This is a genomic window from Variovorax sp. MSC1_012 (genome assembly GCF_023667525.1).
GTDB lineage: Bacteria > Pseudomonadota > Gammaproteobacteria > Burkholderiales > Burkholderiaceae_C > Variovorax > Variovorax beijingensis_B.
Genome location: NZ_CM174443.1, coordinates 4,723,471 through 4,738,380, shown reverse-complemented (window position 1 = coordinate 4,738,380; position 14,910 = coordinate 4,723,471). Strand labels below are relative to the sequence as shown.

Sequence of the window (14,910 nt, the reverse complement as noted above, 5' to 3'; positions counted from 1 at the left end):
TTCGGGCTCAGAACGGCTTGACGACCACCAGCACCACGATCCCGAGCAGCAGCAGGACCGGCAGTTCGTTGAACCAGCGGTACCAGCGGTCGTTGCGCTGGGTGCCTCCGGCCACGAAGCGGCGCAGCAGCACGCCGCAGGCATGGTGATACCCGATCACTGCCAGCACCAGCGCCAGCTTGGCATGCAGCCAGCCGTTGCCCGGGCCGCGGCCGATGCCATAGCCCAGCCAGAGCCAGAGGCCGAAACCCAGCGCCGGAATGGCCAGGAAGGTCGTGAAGCGCAACAGCTTGCGCGCCATCAGAAGCAAGCGCTCGCGTTCGGCCACGGACTCGGGCGGCACCATCGCCAGGTTGACGAAGATCCGGGGGAGGTAGAACAACCCGGCGAACCAGCTGGCAATGAAGACGATGTGAAGAGATTTAACCCAGAGCATGGGGCCAGTTTAGTGGCCGGCCGCGCCGTGCAGGCCGGGCTTTGCCGCCGGCGCGGATGCAGCGGGCAAAAAAAAGCCCGACGTCTTCACGTCGGGCTGGGAAGCCCTTTTGCTGTCACACATCAAGGCACCCGCTCAGGGAGGAAAAGCGGGGAGCGGTAAACCGCCCGCTTTTGAATTTAACAAAGGCGAAACAAAGTTTCAAGCGGCCCGGGCCAGATTCTTTGACATTTCCACGCAAAAAAGGAGAACCTTCGATCTACGTGTCCGGATGGTCATCGGACAACACTTGGCCAGTCACCCAGCGCACGAATGGAGGCTTCAGGCACAATTTTCCGCCTATGACGCCATCTTCCTTTGCCATGTACCCCGCCGGCCGGCCGCGCCGCCTGCGCCGCGACACCTTCACCCGCAACCTGGTCAGGGAGCATGCGCTGACGGCGCACGACCTCATCTATCCGGTGTTCGTGCAGGAAGGCGAGAAAAAGCGCGACGCCGTGCCTTCGATGCCTGGCGTGGATCGCCTGAGCCTCGACCTGCTGCTGCCGGTGGCAGAGCAGTGCGTGAAGGCCGGCATCCCGGTGATGGCGCTCTTTCCGGTGATCGATGCGAGCCTCAAGACGCCCGCGGGCGACGAGGCCTTCAATCCCGACGGGCTGATCCCGCGCGTGGTCGCCGCGCTCAAGTCGCGCTTTCCGGAACTCGGCGTGATGACCGACGTGGCGCTCGACCCCTACACCAGCCACGGGCAGGACGGCCTGCTCGACGATACCGGGTACATCCTCAACGACGCCACCGTCGAGGTACTGGTGAAGCAGGCGCTCACACAGTCGCAAGCCGGCGTCGACATTGTGGCGCCCAGCGACATGATGGACGGCCGCATCGGCGCGATCCGCACTGCGCTGGAGGCCCGCGGCGACATCCATACCCGCATCATGGCCTACAGCGCCAAGTACGCGAGCGCCTTCTACGGGCCGTTCCGCGACGCCGTGGGCTCGGCCGCGACGCTCGGCAAGAGCAACAAGAAGGTCTACCAGATGGACCCGGGCAACAGCGACGAGGCGCTGCGCGAGGTCGGACTCGACATTGCCGAGGGCGCCGACATGGTGATGGTCAAGCCCGGCATGCCGTACCTGGACATCGTGCGCCGCGTGAAGGACGAATTCCATGTGCCGACCTTCGCTTACCAGGTGAGCGGCGAATACGCGATGCTCAAGGCCGCCGCCCAGAACGGCTGGCTCGACCACGACGCGGTGGTGCTCGAAAGCCTGCTCGCGTTCAAGCGCGCCGGCGCCGACGGCGTGCTCACCTACTTTGCGCTCGATGCCGCGCGGTTGCTACAAAAACAATAGCGCATGCGCATCTTCGAAATCAACCGCTCGCGCGTGAGCGAGCATCCGGCGCTGGCTCCTCTCGCGCTGCCCGGGGCCTGCGCCGCGCAAGGCTATCTCTGGATTTCGCTCACGCGGGACGAGTTTCGCGCCTCGCTGCCCGAGGTCCAGCAGATCCTGCAGTCGCTCTGCCAGGCGCAGCTGGTCGACCTGCACGTGGCGGACCTGCTCAACGACCAGCTGCCGTCGCACTACGACTACACCTCGCAATACGACGTGCTGGTGTTCCGGCGCCTCTCGAGCGGTCCCGGCCAGGCGGCGCTGGGCAACGGCAAGGGCACCACGGGCGGCGAGCCGCCCCTTCCCGCGCCGTTGCGCCGCGGCCCGCCGGTGCTTCGGCGGGTCGACACCCGCCCCGTGGGTTTCGCGCTGTTCGACCGCGTGCTGCTGTCGGTGCACCCCGAGGACGGCGCCGTGCGCGACGCCTTTGCCGCCCGGCTGCTCGCCGCCGGATCGCCGGACGACAAGGGCGCCCCCGCGCTCGACGTGCGCGCCACCTCGGCCCGCGTGCCCACCGGCACCGCCGACCTGATGCTGCGCGTCATCAACCAGATCGTCGACGGCTACCTGGACATGCGCCGCGAACTCACGCGCCAGCTCGACCACTGGCAGACCGAGCTGATCGATCCGCGCAGCCGCTTCACCAACTGGGGCGCGCTGATGGAAGCCCGGCAGTCGCTGCACCACCTGGACGAGATCTGCGAAGACCAGCGCGCGGCCATCCAGGACTGGATCGACTCGCTCGAGACGCTGCCTCCTGCCAAGGGCGAGGCGGAGCAGCGCGAACGCGAACTGATCATGGTGCGAAGCCGCGACGTGCTCGAGCACATCGAACGCGTGGTGCACCACGTGCACCGGCTCGAACAGAACGCGGAAACCGCGGTGCAGATGCATTTCAGCGTGCAGGGCCACCGCGCCAACGACATCATGCGGGTGCTCACCGTGCTGACGGCCATCTTCCTGCCGCTCAACCTCATTGCCGGCATCTTCGGCATGAACTTCGAGTTCATTCCGCTGGTGCACAAGGCGGACGGCTTCTGGATCGCCATGATGGCGATGCTGGTGATCGCGCTGCTGCTGGTGCTGGTGTTCTGGCGCAAGCGCTACCTGGCGCGCACGCGCTGAAGCTCGCAACCCGCCCTGAAAACAAAAAGGCCACGCAATTGCGCGGCCTTTTTGCTTGCCCGCGAGGGGCAGCAGCGGTCTTGCCGATCTTACTTGGCGACGGCGCCCGAGCCTTGCTGGGCTTGAACGCGTGCGTCCATCGGGTGGGGCATCGTCGAGATGACCTTGCTGTTGACGCGCGAGCCGCCGGTCACGTTCTGGTCGGGAGCGTAGGCGGTACGGACGGCTTCGGCTTCCACGAGCGCACGGTCCTTCGACACGGCGACCGTTTCCGGGCCGCGCGAACCGCGGGTCACGTTCTGGTTCGGAGCCGATGCGGCGCGCACGGCTTCGGCGTTGACTTCGTCGCGGCTCTTGGTCGAGACGGCGGTGTTCACGCCTTCGTAGGATTCGGCTTGAGCGCCGGTGGCGGCCAGCAGGGTCAGGGCAGCGGCGGCGAGGATGTGCGAGGTCTTCATTTCAATTCCTTGTGTTCGTTGGATGGTTCGTCCACCAGGCTCGCTCGTTCGTTCGTGCTCACCTGTGCGGCGAGTTTCCAACTGAACGGCCTTTGTAAATCACGCGGAACAGAGACACGGTGTTTCCTCTATTGAAACAATGACGCCCCGGCGGCATGCACACGAACCGAGCACGCACCGGCGCCTGCAGTGCCGGGTCTTCCCGGAAAATCGCAGCAGGCTGGTCATGAAACGGAAACAATGGGCGCTTTGACATGGACAGTCTCGATCTGATCAGAACCTTCCGGGAAGTGGCCTCGCATGGCAGCTTCTCGCACGCGGCAAAGAAGCTCGATATGTCGAAGGCGACGGTCAGCAAATACGTGGCGGAACTCGAAACGCGCTTCGGCGTGCGCCTTCTCAACCGCTCCACGCGCTCCGTAAGCCTGACCGATGCCGGGCAATTGCTGCTCGAGCGCAGCACCCCGGTGCTCGAAATGGTGGAACTCACGCAGGCCGAACTGCAGGAGCGCGCCAGGCAGCCCGGCGGCCGGCTGCGGATTTCCGCGCCGCACGGCATGGGCAACGGCGAGTTTCCGAGCCTGCTGGCCGAATTCATGCGCTACTACCCGGACGTGAGCATCAGCCTGCAGCTGACCAACCGCGCGGTCGACCTTGCGGAAGAAGGCATCGACGTCGACATCCGCAGCGGCCCGGTGGCGGACGCCAACCTGATCGTGCGCAAGCTGATGCTCATGGAGATGGTGGTCTGCGCATCGCCGGTGTACTGGAAGAAGCACGGCAAGCCCGGGCACCCGCGCGACCTCGCGGCACACGAGGCGCTCACGCATTCGCTGCTGGGCGCCCAGCCGGTCTGGCGCTTCGACGACGGCGGCGAGCCGCTGGACGTGCCGGTGAAGAGCCGCATGGACTGCACCGAGGGCGCGCCGCTGATCCGGGTGGCGATGCACGGCTTCGGCGTGATCTACCTGCCCTCGATCCTCGTGCAGTCGCACATCGACCACGGCGAGCTGGTGCCGGTGCTGCAGGGCTATGCGCGCAAGGACATGTGGCTCTCGGCCGCCTACCTGCAGCGGCGCCACAACAGCGCCGCGCTGCGTGCGCTGCTCGACTTTCTGCAGACCCGCGTCGGCAAAGGACCGGGCTCCCCAAAAAAATAGCAACGGCCCGCCCGGCCGGCAGGCCAATCAGCCGACGTGCATGGCAAAGAACGCGAGCGTGCGCGTGCGCGCGAGCTTGGCGGCCTCGGCGTTGTAGGAGCCGCGCTGGTCGCAGTTGAAGCCATGGCCCGATTCGTAGACGTGCACTTCCACCTCGGGATGCGCCTTCTTGAAGGCCTCGATGGTGTCCAGCGGGATCCAGTGGTCCTGGTTGCCGAAATGCGCGAGCACCGGCACCTTGGGCTGGCGCGCGGTTTCTTCCGGCGTGGTCATGCCGCCGCCGTAGTACGGCGCCGCGGCGGCAATGCCCGGAACCAGGCTGGCGGCGCGCCAGACCAGCAGGCCACCCCAGCAATAGCCCACGATGCCGACCTTGCCGGCCTTGGACGCGTAGGCCACGGCGGCCTCGATGTCCTGCAGCACGCCGGGCGCGGGCAGCGCCTCGACCGCGGTCTTCAGCGCGAAGCCGGCCTTCATGTCCTCGTCGCTGTAGCCGAGCTCGACGCCGGGCTTCACGCGATGGAAGGTCGAGGGCGACACCGCCAGATAGCCGTCGGCCGCGTAGCCGTCGGCCACCGAACGGATGTGCGAGTTGACGCCGAAGATCTCCGGCACCACGACCACCGCGCCGCGCGGCTTGCCGGCGGGTTCGGCCACGTAGGCGGGAAAGGTGAAGCCGTCCTTGGCTTTCAGATCGATGAATTGACCCATGATGTCTTGCTCCTTGATGGCAACTGAGAAAAGAAGGCGGGGTTAGGGGCGCAGCGCCCGCTCGACGAAGTCGAGGCGGTCCTGCCCCCAGAAAATTTCACCGTCGATCACGTAGCTCGGCGCGCCGAACACCTGGATGTCGATGGCCTCCTGCGTGTAGGCCTCGTAGCGCTCCTGCACCGCCTGGCTCTGCGACTGCTCCGCGCGCTTGGGCGACAGCCCGCATTCGACGACCAGCGAATCGAGCACCTTCGGGTCGCCGATGTTGCGCTCCTGCACCCACACGGCCGCGAAAACCGCCGCGCACATGCGCATGGCGGCCTCGGTGCCGTCGTGCATGTCGACCGCGATGATGACCCGGGCCGCGTCGTCGCTGGCCACCGGAAAGAATTTCGGCTTGGTGTTCAGCGGCAGCCCGAGATGGCGCGAGCAGCGTGCGAGATCGACCAGCCGGTACGCCTGGCGCTGCGGCGCGCGTTTGCCCAGCGGCAGCCCGCCCGACACCGGGAACACGCTGCCCAGGTCGATCGGCCGCACGCGCACCGTGGCGCCGGCGGCCGCGGCAATCGCGGCAAAGCGGGAATGCCCCAGATAGGTCCATGGGCTCTGTGGCGCAAAGTAGTAGTCAATCGTCTTGCTGGTGCTCATGCGCATGCCCCCGATGATGTAATCCAAGCCGACGGTTTTAACTGACACGCAGTTTCTCTGCAGGAGGTAGGTTTTGGACCAGGTGCTCTTGATCACGGGCGGCGGCCGCGGCATCGGCGCCGCCACCGCCCTGCTGGCGGCGCAGCGCGGCTACGCGGTGGCTGTCAACTACGCGAGCAACTTGCTCGCCGCCGACGAGGTGGTGCGCGCCATCCGCGCGGGCGGCGGCACCGCCATGGCCGTGCAGGCCGACGTGGGCGACGAGGCCCAGGTGCTGGCCATGTTCGAGAAGGTCGATGCCAGGCTCGGCCGGCTCACGGCGCTGGTCAACAACGCCGGCGTCGTCGACGTGCAGGCCCGTGTCGACGAAATGAGCGTGGCGCGCCTGGAACGCATGTTCCGCATCAACGTGATCGGCAGCTTCATCTGCGCGCGCGAGGCTGTGCGGCGCATGAGCACCCGGCACGGCGGATCGGGTGGCGCCATCGTCAACATCTCGAGCGGCGCCGCGCGGCTGGGCTCGCCCGGCCAGTATGTCGACTACGCGGCCAGCAAGGGTGCGATCGACACCTTCACCATCGGCCTGGCGAAGGAAGTGGCCGCCGAGGGCATCCGCGTCAACGCGGTTCGCCCCGGCCTGATCGACACCGAGATCCACGCCTCCGGCGGCATGCCGGGCCGCGCCTTCGAGCTCGCACCCACCGTGCCGATGCAGCGCACCGGCAGCGCGGAAGAAATTGCCGGCGCGATCCTGTGGCTGCTGTCCGCCGAAGCGAGCTACACCACCATGGCGCTGCTCGACGTGACCGGAGGGAGATAGAAGTGAGCACCTCGATGGACCTGATCAAGCCGCTGGTCACGCTGGTGGCCATCGTCAACCCGCTGGCCATCGTGCCCTTCTTCATCCACTACACGCAGGGTTACAGCGATGCGCAGCGCCGGCACACCGTGCGCATGTCGGCCTTCAGTGCCTTCGTGGTGATTGCGGTCAGCGCGCTGATCGGGCTGCAGCTGCTGGCGTTCTTCGGCATCTCGATTGCCAGCTTCCAGGTGGGCGGCGGCCTGCTGCTGCTCATGAGCTCGCTCTCGATGCTCAACGCGAAGCCGGCCGAGAGCAAGACCAACGTCGAGGAGCTGCGGGCCACCGAAGTGAAGGCCTCCATGGGCGCATCGATCGCGGTGGTGCCGCTCACCATTCCGCTGCTCACCGGGCCGGCCACCATATCGACCGTGGTGATCTATGCCGACAAGACGCAGCACCTGTGGGAGCTCGGGCTCCTGGTGGGTTACGGCGTGGTGGTGGCGCTGGCCACCGCGCTGGCGTTTTCGCTCGCGCAGCCGATTGCGCGCGTGCTCGGCAAGACAGGCATCAACATCATGACGCGGCTCATGGGCCTGATCCTCGCAGCGCTCGCGGTCGAGGTCATGGCCGACGGCCTGGGCAAGCTGTTTCCGATCCTGCAGCGCGTGGGCTGACGCCCTTCAGCCCAGCATCTTCTCGATGACTCGCCAGTGCGCGGGCTCGACCGGCGTGATCGACAGCCGGTTGCCCTTGCGCAGCACGACGAGGTCGGCCAACTCGGGCTTGGCGCGCAGCTCGGGCAGCGGCAGCAGTCGTGTCTTGCGCACGGCCTGCACGTCGACCAGCAGCCAGCGCGGGTCTTCCTTCTTCGAGGCCGGGTCGTAGTAGGGCGACTTCGGGTCGAACTGCGTCGGGTCGGGCTTGATGCCCGAGGCCACGCGTGCAATGCCGGCGATGCCGGGCTCGGGGCAGCTCGAGTGATAGAACAGCACGCCGTCGCCGACCTTCATGCCGTCGCGCATGAAGTTGCGTGCCTGATAGTTGCGCACGCCGGTCCACGCCACGGTGGCGCCGGGTGCGGCAAGCGCGTCGTCGATCGAGACCTCGTCGGGCTCGGATTTCATCAACCAGTAGTTGGACATGGTCCCGCTATGGTGTCACATAGTCGGAGACCACGACCCATTTCCCATCCTTGATCTGGGACAAGCGGGACTGGTCGTTGCCCAGGCGCTTGGTGGCGGTGTAGGTGCTCTTCGCGCTGCCGAACATGTCGGGCTCGAAGGTCATGCTGTCCATGGCCTTGACGAAGCTGTCGGTCGAGAGGTTCGGGCCGGCCTTCTGCGCCGCCTTGATGAACGAATCGATGATGACGTAGCCGTACACCGAGAACACCGTCGGGTCCTCGTTGAACTTGGTCTTGTACTTGTTGGCCCAGAAGCGCAGCGGCTGCGACTGCTCGTCGGTGTAGGGGTTCTGCACCGTCATGGTGGCGTAGATGCCGTCCATCGCCTTGCCGCCGAGCTTGTGGATCAGGTCGGTGTAGGCCGCGCTCGAACCCAGGAAGGTCGGGTTGAAGCCGGTCTTGCGCGCCTCGCCCACGGTGCCGATGGTCTCGCGGATGATGGTGCCGAGCACCACGAGATCGCAGTTGGCAGCCTTCATCTTGGCGACCTGCGAGCTGAAGTCGGTGGCGCCGCGCTTGAAGGATGTTTTTTCTGCCAGTTCCATGCCGGCGGTCTTCAGGCCGGCTTCGGCGCCGCGCTGCACTTCGAGCCCGAACTCGTCGTCCTGGTAGATGGTGCAGACCTTCTTGGCGCCCTTCTCCTTGATCATCTTGGGCAGTGCCAGGCGGATCTGATCGTAGTAGGTGGCCGCGAACGAATACTTGAGCCGGTGCAGCGGCTCGTACATCTCGCGTGCCGCGGTGATCGGCATGAAGTTGACGATGTTCTTCTCGAACTGCACCGGCATGGCCGCCATGTTCTGCGCGGTGCCGATGTGGCCGGCCATGATGAATATCTTCTCCTGGTTGACCAGCTTCTGCGCCGCGAGCACGGCCTTCTTCGGGTCGTAGCCCGAGTCCTCGACGAAGAGCTTGAGCTTGCGGCCGTGGATGTTGCCCTGCTCGTTGAGTTCGTCCACGCGCAGCTGCATGCCGTTGCGCGCCTGCTTGCCGAAGCCCGCGAGCGGACCCGACAGGTCCTGGATGGTGCCGATGCGGATCTCGTCCTTGCTCACGCCCTGTTGCTGCTGCGCGGACGCGAACGCTGCGGCCAGGCCCAGCACGGCCAGGGTCGTCACTGTCTTGAGCTTCATGGGGTTGTCTCCTCGGGTTGACGAAAAATGAATCAGCGGTACATGGCCTCGATGCGCTCGGCGTACTTGGCCTGGACCAGCTTGCGCTTGAGCTTCATGGTCGGCGTGAGCTCCTCGTCCTCTGCGCTCAGCTGCGTTTCGAGCAGGAAGAACTTCTTGATCTGCTCGACCCGCGCAAACTTCGCGTTGACGCGGTCGATCTCGCCCTGGATCAGGTCCAGCACCTCCTGCGCGCGCGTCAGGCTCTCGTAGTTGCTGAACGGCACGTCGTGGTCCTGCGCAAACTTCTCGACGTTCTCCTGGTCGATCATGACGATCACCGTGAGGTAGGGTTTCTTGTCGCCGATCACCACTGCGTCGGTGATGTAGGGGCTGAACTTGAGCTCGTTCTCCAGCTCGCTCGGCGTGATGTTCTTTCCCCCTGCCGTGATGATGATGTCCTTCATGCGGTCGGTGATGCGGAAATACCCTCCCGCGTCGACCGTTCCCACGTCGCCGGTGTGCAGCCAGCCGTCGGCGTCGATGGTCTCGGCGGTCTTCTCCGGCAAGTTGAGGTAGCCCATGAAGACATTAGGGCCGCGCACCAGGATTTCGCCGGTTTGCGGATCGAGGCGAACCTCGTTGTAGCTGGTGGCCGGCCCGATCGAGCCCGGCATGATGCGCGAGGGCGGCACGCCGGTGGAGGCGCCGCACGATTCCGTCATGCCCCAGACCTCGAGCATGGGCACGCCCAGCGCCAGGTACCAGCGCACGAGCTCGGGCGAGATCGGCGCCGCGCCGGTCACGAGAAAGCGCGCGCGGTGGATGCCGATGAGCTTGCGCACGTTGTCCAGCGCCAGCCAGCGCGCCAGGCGGAACTTCAAGCGCAGCCAGGCGCCCACCGGCCGGCCCTCGAGCACGCGCTCGGCGATCTGCCGGCCGATGCCGATGCTCCAGCCGTACGCAGCCTGCTGCAGGCGGCTGGCTTCCTTCAGCGCGATCATCACGCCCGAATAGAACTTCTCCCACACGCGCGGTACGGCGGTGAACACGGTGGGCGAAATCTCGCGCACGTTCTCGGGCACCGTCTCCGGGTTCTCGACGAAGTTGAGAATCGAGCCGGTGTACATCGCGAAGTATTCGCCGCCCATGCGCTCGGCGATGTGGCACAGCGGCAGGAAGCACATGCGCTCGTCGCCCTCGCCCTGGGCCAGCAGGGTGTTGTAGCCGCGCATGGTGTAGACCAGACCGCGGTGGCTGTGCATCGCGCCCTTGGGCTTGCCGGTGGTGCCCGAGGTGTAGACCAGGATCGCGAGGTCTTCGGGGCGGCAGGCGGCAATGCGCTGCTCCAGCGCCTGCGGATGGGCCCGCAGGTGGTCGCGGCCGAGTGCGCGCAGGGCGTCCAGGCTGATGACGCCAGGATCGTCGAGTTCGCGCAGGCCTTCCATGTCGAACACGACGACCTTGCGCAGCATCGGCAATTGCGCGCGCACCCCGAGCGCCTTGTCGAGCTGCTCGTCGTCCTCGACGAAGAGCACCGTGGTGCGCGAGTCCTCGCAGAGGTAGTGCACCTGCGAGGCCGCGTCGGTGGGATAGATGCCGTTGGACACGCCGCCGCAGCTGAGCACGGCGACGTCGCACAGCACCCATTCGATGACGGTGTTGGCAAGGATCGATGCGCATCCGCCCTGGCCAAAGCCCAGCGCCAGCAGGCCGCCCGCGATCTCGCGCACGGCCTCGGCGGTTTGCCGCCAGGTCCAGGCGCGCCAGATGCCGAATTCCTTCTGCCGCATCCAGACCTTGTCGGCGCGCAGTTCCACGGCCTTCCAGAACACGGCCGGGATGGTGTCGCCCGGCACGGCGATGCCCGGACTCGGCTGCAGATGCGCCAGGTCCCAGAGGCCGACGGGAGCGCGCAGGGCGGTTGTGCTCATGCCGTCATCTCCAGGTCTTCTTCTTTTTCCAGCGCCGCTCGCCGCGCACGCCGTCGTCCTTGACGCCGAGGTAGAACTCCTTGATGTCTTCCTTCTCGCGCAGGCGTTCGCAGGTGTCTTCCATGACGATGCGCCCGTTCTCGAGCACGTAGCCGTGGTCGGAGGCGTTGAGCGCCATGTTGGCGTTCTGCTCGACCAGCAGGATGGTGGTGCCGCGTTCGCGGTTGATGCGCACGACGATCTCGAAGATCTCTTTCGTCAGCTTGGGGCTGAGACCGAGGCTGGGTTCGTCGAGCAGGATCAGATGCGGCGCGGCCATGATGGCGCGCGAGATGGCGAGCATCTGCTGCTGGCCGCCCGAGAGCAGGCCGGCATCCTGCGCGGCCCTTTCGCGCAGGATGGGAAAGTAGGTGTAGACGCTCTCCATGTCGCGCGCCGCGCCGTCGCGGTCCTTGCGGGTGTAGGCGCCCATCAGCAGGTTGTCCTTCACCGAAAGCAGCGGAAACACCTCGCGGCCTTCGGGCACGTGGCTCAGGCCCTGCTGGACGATGTGGGCCGGGTCCTTGGCGGTGATGTCCTTGCCCTGGAATTCGATGCTGCCCTTTCTCGGGTCGATGATTCCCGAGATCGTTTTGAGGATCGTTGTCTTGCCTGCGCCGTTGGAGCCCAGAACGGTCACGATCTCGCCTTGGCGGACTTTCAGGCTCACGCCGCGGATGGCCTTGATGGGACCGTAGGCGCTTTCGACGTTGAGCAGTTGAAGGACGACGTCGGTCACTTCGTTGCCCCTCGAATGTTCGACAAGGGCGGGGAGCGGCGTTGGGGCCCCTGCCCCGGCCGGGCCGACGTCACCGGCCCGCCCGGGGCATGGGCCCGAACGCCGGGGACACGCTCGGGGTGGTTCCACCTCCGCTCGAGCCCGGTGTGCGGTGCGGTGTGGGCGTCCCCTCTACGCCGCTGAGGAGCGCAGCTTTCCGCGGATAAGGGCTCGCCCTTGTTTGAGCGAAGCGAGTTTGGGCGAGACCCCGCGGAAAGCGAGCACCGGAAGGGAGCCCGAAGGGCCGGCGTAGTGGGGGCGACCGCGCCGCACCGCATACCGGGCGTCTCCAACGAAGCAGCGAACAGAACATTCACGCCCCAACCCTCCTCAAGCTGCTCACGTCATCCACAGTCCCGAGATAGGCCTCGACAACCCGCGCATCCGCCTGCACCTCGCGCGGCGTACCGGTCGCCAGTACCTCGCCCATGTTCATGGCCAGCACGCGATCCGACACCTTCGACACCAACGACATGTCGTGTTCCACCATCAGCACGGAAACTCCCAGCTCATGCTGGATGTCCTGAATCCAGAACGCCATGTCCGCCGTCTCCTCGACGTTGAGCCCGGACGAAGGCTCGTCGAGCAGCAGCAGCTTCGGCTCGGTGCACAGTGCACGCGCCAGCTCCACCACCTTGCGCACGCCGTACGGCAGGCCAGCCACCATCGAATCGCGGTGATGCTGCAGGTCCAGCAGGTCGATCACCTGCTCCACCTTCTCGCGCGCCGCGATCTCCGCGCGCCGCGTGGCAGCCGTGAAGAACACCTCGCTCCAGAACCCCGTCTGCCGGTGCGTGTGGCGGCCGATCAAGAGGTTGTGCAGGACAGTGGCATGTTCGAACAGCTCGATGTTCTGGAAGGTGCGCGCAATGCCCAGCGCCGCAATCGCGTGCGGCGCCTGCTGCGTCAGCGCCAGCGGCCCCGCGGCCGCGCCATGCCACGTGATCTCGCCCATCGTCGGCGTGTAGATCCGGCTGATCAGGTTGAACACCGTCGTCTTGCCCGCGCCGTTCGGTCCGATCAGCGTGAACACCTCGCCGCGCCGCACCTCGAAGCTCACCTTGTTGACCGCGAGCACGCCGCCGAAGCGCACGCTCAGGTCCTGGGCCGAAAGAAGAACGTCGCCGCTGCTCATCTCAATCGGTCCGACTTGGTGAACGACTTCTGCCGCTTGAACAGGCCCTTGCGGTAGAACGGAAAGAGCTGCAGCCAGGTGCGGATCTTGAGCCAGCGACCATAAAGCCCCAGCGGCTCGAACAGCACGAACGCGATCAGCACCACGCCGTACACCAGCCCCTGCAGCCCCGGCGCCTGGCCGATCACGGCCGGCAGCCAGTCCTTGCCCATCGAGATCAGCTGCGGCATCGCAATCAGGAAGATCGCGCCCAGGAACGCGCCATGCACCGAGCCCAGGCCGCCGATCACCACCATCAGCAGCAGGTCGATCGACTGCAAAATGTTGAACTGGTCCGGCGAGATGAAGCTCAGCTTGTGCGCATACAGCGCACCGCCCAGGCCCGCGAGCGCGGCCGAAATCGCGAACGACATCGTCTTGTAGCGCGCCAGGTGAATGCCCATGCTCTGCGCCGAGATCTCCGAATCGCGAATCGCGACGAACGCACGGCCGGTCGGCGAACGCAGCAGGTTCAGGATGCCGAGCGTGCTGAGCACCGCCACCACCAGGCACAGAAAGTAGAAGCCGCTGCCCGACCCGAGCGACCAGCCGAACAGCTGCGGCGACTTCACATGCAGCCCCGCGTTGCCGCCCGTCACGCTCTCCCAGCGCGCGAACACTTCCTCCACGATGAAGCCGAACGACAGCGTGGCAATGCCCAGGTAAATGCCCTTCACGCGCAGGGCCGGCAGCGCCACCACCACGCCCACCACCGCCGACAGCGCCGCGGCCGCGAGCAGCGCAATCGGAAACGGCACGCCCAGGTTTGTCAGCACGCCCTGCGTGTAGGCACCCGCGCCAAGGAACGCTGCATGCCCGATCGAGAACTGCCCCGTGAAGCCCGCCAGCAGCATCAGGCCCAGGCCGACGATGCCGTAGATCAGCACGAAGGTCAGCTGCGCAAGCCAGTACTCGTCGATCGCCCAGGGTGCAATGACAAGAAAGGCGGCGAGCAGCCCATACCAGAACACATGGCCGCCGTGCCGCGCGAGGCGGATGTCCTGGTCGTAGCTGGTCTTGAAGATGAAGCGCATGGGTCAGGTCCGCCGAAGAGCGTGGGGGCGCATGTTTTTTCTCAGACTTTCTTGCGCAGCTTCTCGCCGAACAGGCCGTTGGGCTTGATCATCAGCATCAGCAGCACCACGATGTATGGGGCCGTGTCCTTGAAGCCGTCGGGCAGGTAGAAACCCGCGAACGATTCGACGATGCCGATCACCAGCCCGCCGACGATCGCGCCCGGCAGGCTGCCGAAGCCGCCCACCACCGCGGCCGGAAAGGCCTTCAGCCCGATGAAGCCCATGTTCGCGTGCACGAAGGTGATGGGCGCGAGCAGCATGCCGGCAATGGCCGCGACCGCCGCTGCCAGCCCCCACACCAATCCGTTCAGGCGCTTCACCGGAATGCCCATGTAGTACGCCGCGAGCTGGTTCTGCGACGAAGCCTGCATCGCGATGCCGAGCTTGCTGTAGCGGAACATCGCGAACAGCAGGCCGCACAGGATGGCCGTGGCAACGATGATCGCGAGCTGTTCGAGGTTGACCACCAGTTCGCCCAGCTTCCAGATCTGGTCCTTGTAGGGCACGGGCAGCGTGTGGGTGTCGGTGCCGATGCCCGGCACCATGGTGATGAGCCCGCGCGCCACGTAGGCGATGCCGATGGTCAGCATCACGATGGAGAACTGCGGCTGCCCGAGGATCGGGCGGATCACCACCAGCTCGAGCAGCACGCCGAAGGCTGCCATCGCCACCACTGCAAGCAGGGCCGCGAGCCAGAACGGCAGGCCGAACAGCGACATGCCGGCAAACGCACCGAAGGCGCCGAGCATCATCAGATCGCCCTGCGCGAAGCTCACGGTTTCGGTGGCCTTGTAGATCAGCACGAAGCCCAGTGCGATCAGCCCGTAGATGCAACCTTGCGCAATGCCCGACAGCAGGAGTTGGAGGATCTGCATGGGGCCTC

Annotated in this window: 16 protein-coding genes; 5 read left to right on the top strand and 11 right to left on the bottom strand. The window is 66.0% G+C overall.

The genetic code is table 11. From position 1 onward, the window contains the following. Positions 1–7: 7 nt before the first annotated feature. On the bottom strand, positions 8–436 hold the full coding sequence (locus L1081_RS22230) for a CopD family protein (RefSeq protein WP_015867675.1): 429 nt from the start codon (positions 434–436) through the stop codon (positions 8–10). A gap of 362 nt (positions 437–798) precedes the next feature. Here L1081_RS22230 and hemB point away from each other — a divergent pair, with 362 nt between their 5' ends. Both hemB and L1081_RS22220 read left to right on the top strand, forming a co-directional pair. Then, the gene (gene hemB / locus L1081_RS22225; protein WP_526025437.1) at positions 799–1,788 is read left to right on the top strand and encodes a porphobilinogen synthase; all 990 of its coding nucleotides are present in this window, start codon (positions 799–801) and stop codon (positions 1,786–1,788) included. 3 nt (positions 1,789–1,791) lie between these two features. Beyond that, positions 1,792–2,952, top strand: coding sequence for a CorA family divalent cation transporter (locus L1081_RS22220; protein WP_489414112.1), 1,161 nt, complete (start codon positions 1,792–1,794; stop codon positions 2,950–2,952). Between the two features lie 89 nt (positions 2,953–3,041). On the opposite strand, the gene L1081_RS22215 is transcribed toward L1081_RS22220, so the two are convergent. Then, positions 3,042–3,410 carry a DUF4148 domain-containing protein gene (locus L1081_RS22215; RefSeq protein WP_489414111.1) on the bottom strand — a complete coding sequence of 123 codons (369 nt, stop codon included), beginning with the start codon at positions 3,408–3,410 and terminating at the stop codon, positions 3,042–3,044. A 254-nt stretch (positions 3,411–3,664) separates the two neighbouring features. Between L1081_RS22215 and L1081_RS22210 the strand changes: the two genes are divergently transcribed. Next, the gene (locus L1081_RS22210) at positions 3,665–4,570 is read left to right on the top strand and encodes a LysR substrate-binding domain-containing protein (RefSeq protein WP_489414110.1); all 906 of its coding nucleotides are present in this window, start codon (positions 3,665–3,667) and stop codon (positions 4,568–4,570) included. Between the two features lie 27 nt (positions 4,571–4,597). On the opposite strand, the gene L1081_RS22205 is transcribed toward L1081_RS22210, so the two are convergent. Both L1081_RS22205 and L1081_RS22200 read right to left on the bottom strand, forming a co-directional pair. Continuing rightward, positions 4,598–5,281: a dienelactone hydrolase family protein gene (locus L1081_RS22205; protein WP_489414109.1), complete on the bottom strand. Its 684-nt coding sequence runs from the start codon at positions 5,279–5,281 to the stop codon at positions 4,598–4,600. A gap of 42 nt (positions 5,282–5,323) precedes the next feature. Continuing rightward, complete coding sequence (locus tag L1081_RS22200) at positions 5,324–5,929, bottom strand: DsbA family protein (RefSeq protein WP_489414108.1); 606 nt, start codon at positions 5,927–5,929, stop codon at positions 5,324–5,326. Between the two features lie 73 nt (positions 5,930–6,002). Here L1081_RS22200 and L1081_RS22195 point away from each other — a divergent pair, with 73 nt between their 5' ends. Beyond that, positions 6,003–6,749 carry an SDR family oxidoreductase gene (locus tag L1081_RS22195; protein ID WP_489414107.1) on the top strand — a complete coding sequence of 249 codons (747 nt, stop codon included), beginning with the start codon at positions 6,003–6,005 and terminating at the stop codon, positions 6,747–6,749. 2 nt (positions 6,750–6,751) lie between these two features. Beyond that, positions 6,752–7,405, top strand: a complete 654-nt coding sequence (locus tag L1081_RS22190; RefSeq protein ID WP_015867683.1) for a MarC family protein — start codon at positions 6,752–6,754, stop codon at positions 7,403–7,405. Between the two features lie 6 nt (positions 7,406–7,411). Here the strand turns inward: L1081_RS22190 and L1081_RS22185 are convergent, their stop codons facing one another. The 7 genes from L1081_RS22185 to L1081_RS22155 all read right to left on the bottom strand — a co-directional run bounded on the left by L1081_RS22185 (position 7,412) and on the right by L1081_RS22155 (position 14,902). Then, positions 7,412–7,873 carry an EVE domain-containing protein gene (locus tag L1081_RS22185; protein ID WP_489414106.1) on the bottom strand — a complete coding sequence of 154 codons (462 nt, stop codon included), beginning with the start codon at positions 7,871–7,873 and terminating at the stop codon, positions 7,412–7,414. 7 nt (positions 7,874–7,880) lie between these two features. Beyond that, complete coding sequence (locus L1081_RS22180) at positions 7,881–9,047, bottom strand: ABC transporter substrate-binding protein (protein ID WP_489414105.1); 1,167 nt, start codon at positions 9,045–9,047, stop codon at positions 7,881–7,883. Positions 9,048–9,079: 32 nt separating this feature from the next. Beyond that, positions 9,080–10,960: an AMP-binding protein gene (locus tag L1081_RS22175; RefSeq protein WP_489414104.1), complete on the bottom strand. Its 1,881-nt coding sequence runs from the start codon at positions 10,958–10,960 to the stop codon at positions 9,080–9,082. 4 nt (positions 10,961–10,964) lie between these two features. Continuing rightward, on the bottom strand, positions 10,965–11,738 hold the full coding sequence (locus tag L1081_RS22170; RefSeq protein ID WP_489414103.1) for an ATP-binding cassette domain-containing protein: 774 nt from the start codon (positions 11,736–11,738) through the stop codon (positions 10,965–10,967). A 352-nt stretch (positions 11,739–12,090) separates the two neighbouring features. Next, the gene (locus tag L1081_RS22165) at positions 12,091–12,912 is read right to left on the bottom strand and encodes an ATP-binding cassette domain-containing protein (RefSeq protein WP_489414102.1); all 822 of its coding nucleotides are present in this window, start codon (positions 12,910–12,912) and stop codon (positions 12,091–12,093) included. Continuing rightward, the gene (locus L1081_RS22160) at positions 12,909–13,985 is read right to left on the bottom strand and encodes an ABC transporter permease subunit (RefSeq protein WP_489414101.1); all 1,077 of its coding nucleotides are present in this window, start codon (positions 13,983–13,985) and stop codon (positions 12,909–12,911) included. Before L1081_RS22160 ends, L1081_RS22165 begins: the two co-directional genes overlap by 4 nt. Before the next feature lie 41 nt (positions 13,986–14,026). Next, entirely contained in the window at positions 14,027–14,902 is an 876-nt protein-coding gene (locus L1081_RS22155; RefSeq protein WP_489414100.1) for a branched-chain amino acid ABC transporter permease, read from the bottom strand. Between the last annotated feature and the right edge of the window lie 8 nt (positions 14,903–14,910).

Excerpts from the sequence above, each read along its gene's own strand:
- L1081_RS22220 (WP_489414112.1), top strand. The coding sequence starts at position 1,792 with ATGCGCATCTTCGAAATCAACCGCTCGCGCGTGAGCGAGCATCCGGCG.
- L1081_RS22205 (WP_489414109.1), bottom strand. The coding sequence starts at position 5,281 with ATGGGTCAATTCATCGATCTGAAAGCCAAGGACGGCTTCACCTTTCCC.
- L1081_RS22200 (WP_489414108.1), bottom strand. The coding sequence starts at position 5,929 with ATGAGCACCAGCAAGACGATTGACTACTACTTTGCGCCACAGAGCCCA.
- L1081_RS22185 (WP_489414106.1), bottom strand. The coding sequence starts at position 7,873 with ATGTCCAACTACTGGTTGATGAAATCCGAGCCCGACGAGGTCTCGATC.
- L1081_RS22230 (WP_015867675.1), bottom strand. The coding sequence starts at position 436 with ATGCTCTGGGTTAAATCTCTTCACATCGTCTTCATTGCCAGCTGGTTC.
- L1081_RS22210 (WP_489414110.1), top strand. The coding sequence starts at position 3,665 with ATGGACAGTCTCGATCTGATCAGAACCTTCCGGGAAGTGGCCTCGCAT.
- L1081_RS22160 (WP_489414101.1), bottom strand. The coding sequence starts at position 13,985 with ATGCGCTTCATCTTCAAGACCAGCTACGACCAGGACATCCGCCTCGCG.
- L1081_RS22215 (WP_489414111.1), bottom strand. The coding sequence starts at position 3,410 with ATGAAGACCTCGCACATCCTCGCCGCCGCTGCCCTGACCCTGCTGGCC.
- L1081_RS22165 (WP_489414102.1), bottom strand. The coding sequence starts at position 12,912 with ATGAGCAGCGGCGACGTTCTTCTTTCGGCCCAGGACCTGAGCGTGCGC.
- L1081_RS22175 (WP_489414104.1), bottom strand. The coding sequence starts at position 10,960 with ATGAGCACAACCGCCCTGCGCGCTCCCGTCGGCCTCTGGGACCTGGCG.
- hemB (WP_526025437.1), top strand. The coding sequence starts at position 799 with ATGTACCCCGCCGGCCGGCCGCGCCGCCTGCGCCGCGACACCTTCACC.
- L1081_RS22155 (WP_489414100.1), bottom strand. The coding sequence starts at position 14,902 with ATGCAGATCCTCCAACTCCTGCTGTCGGGCATTGCGCAAGGTTGCATC.
- L1081_RS22180 (WP_489414105.1), bottom strand. The coding sequence starts at position 9,047 with ATGAAGCTCAAGACAGTGACGACCCTGGCCGTGCTGGGCCTGGCCGCA.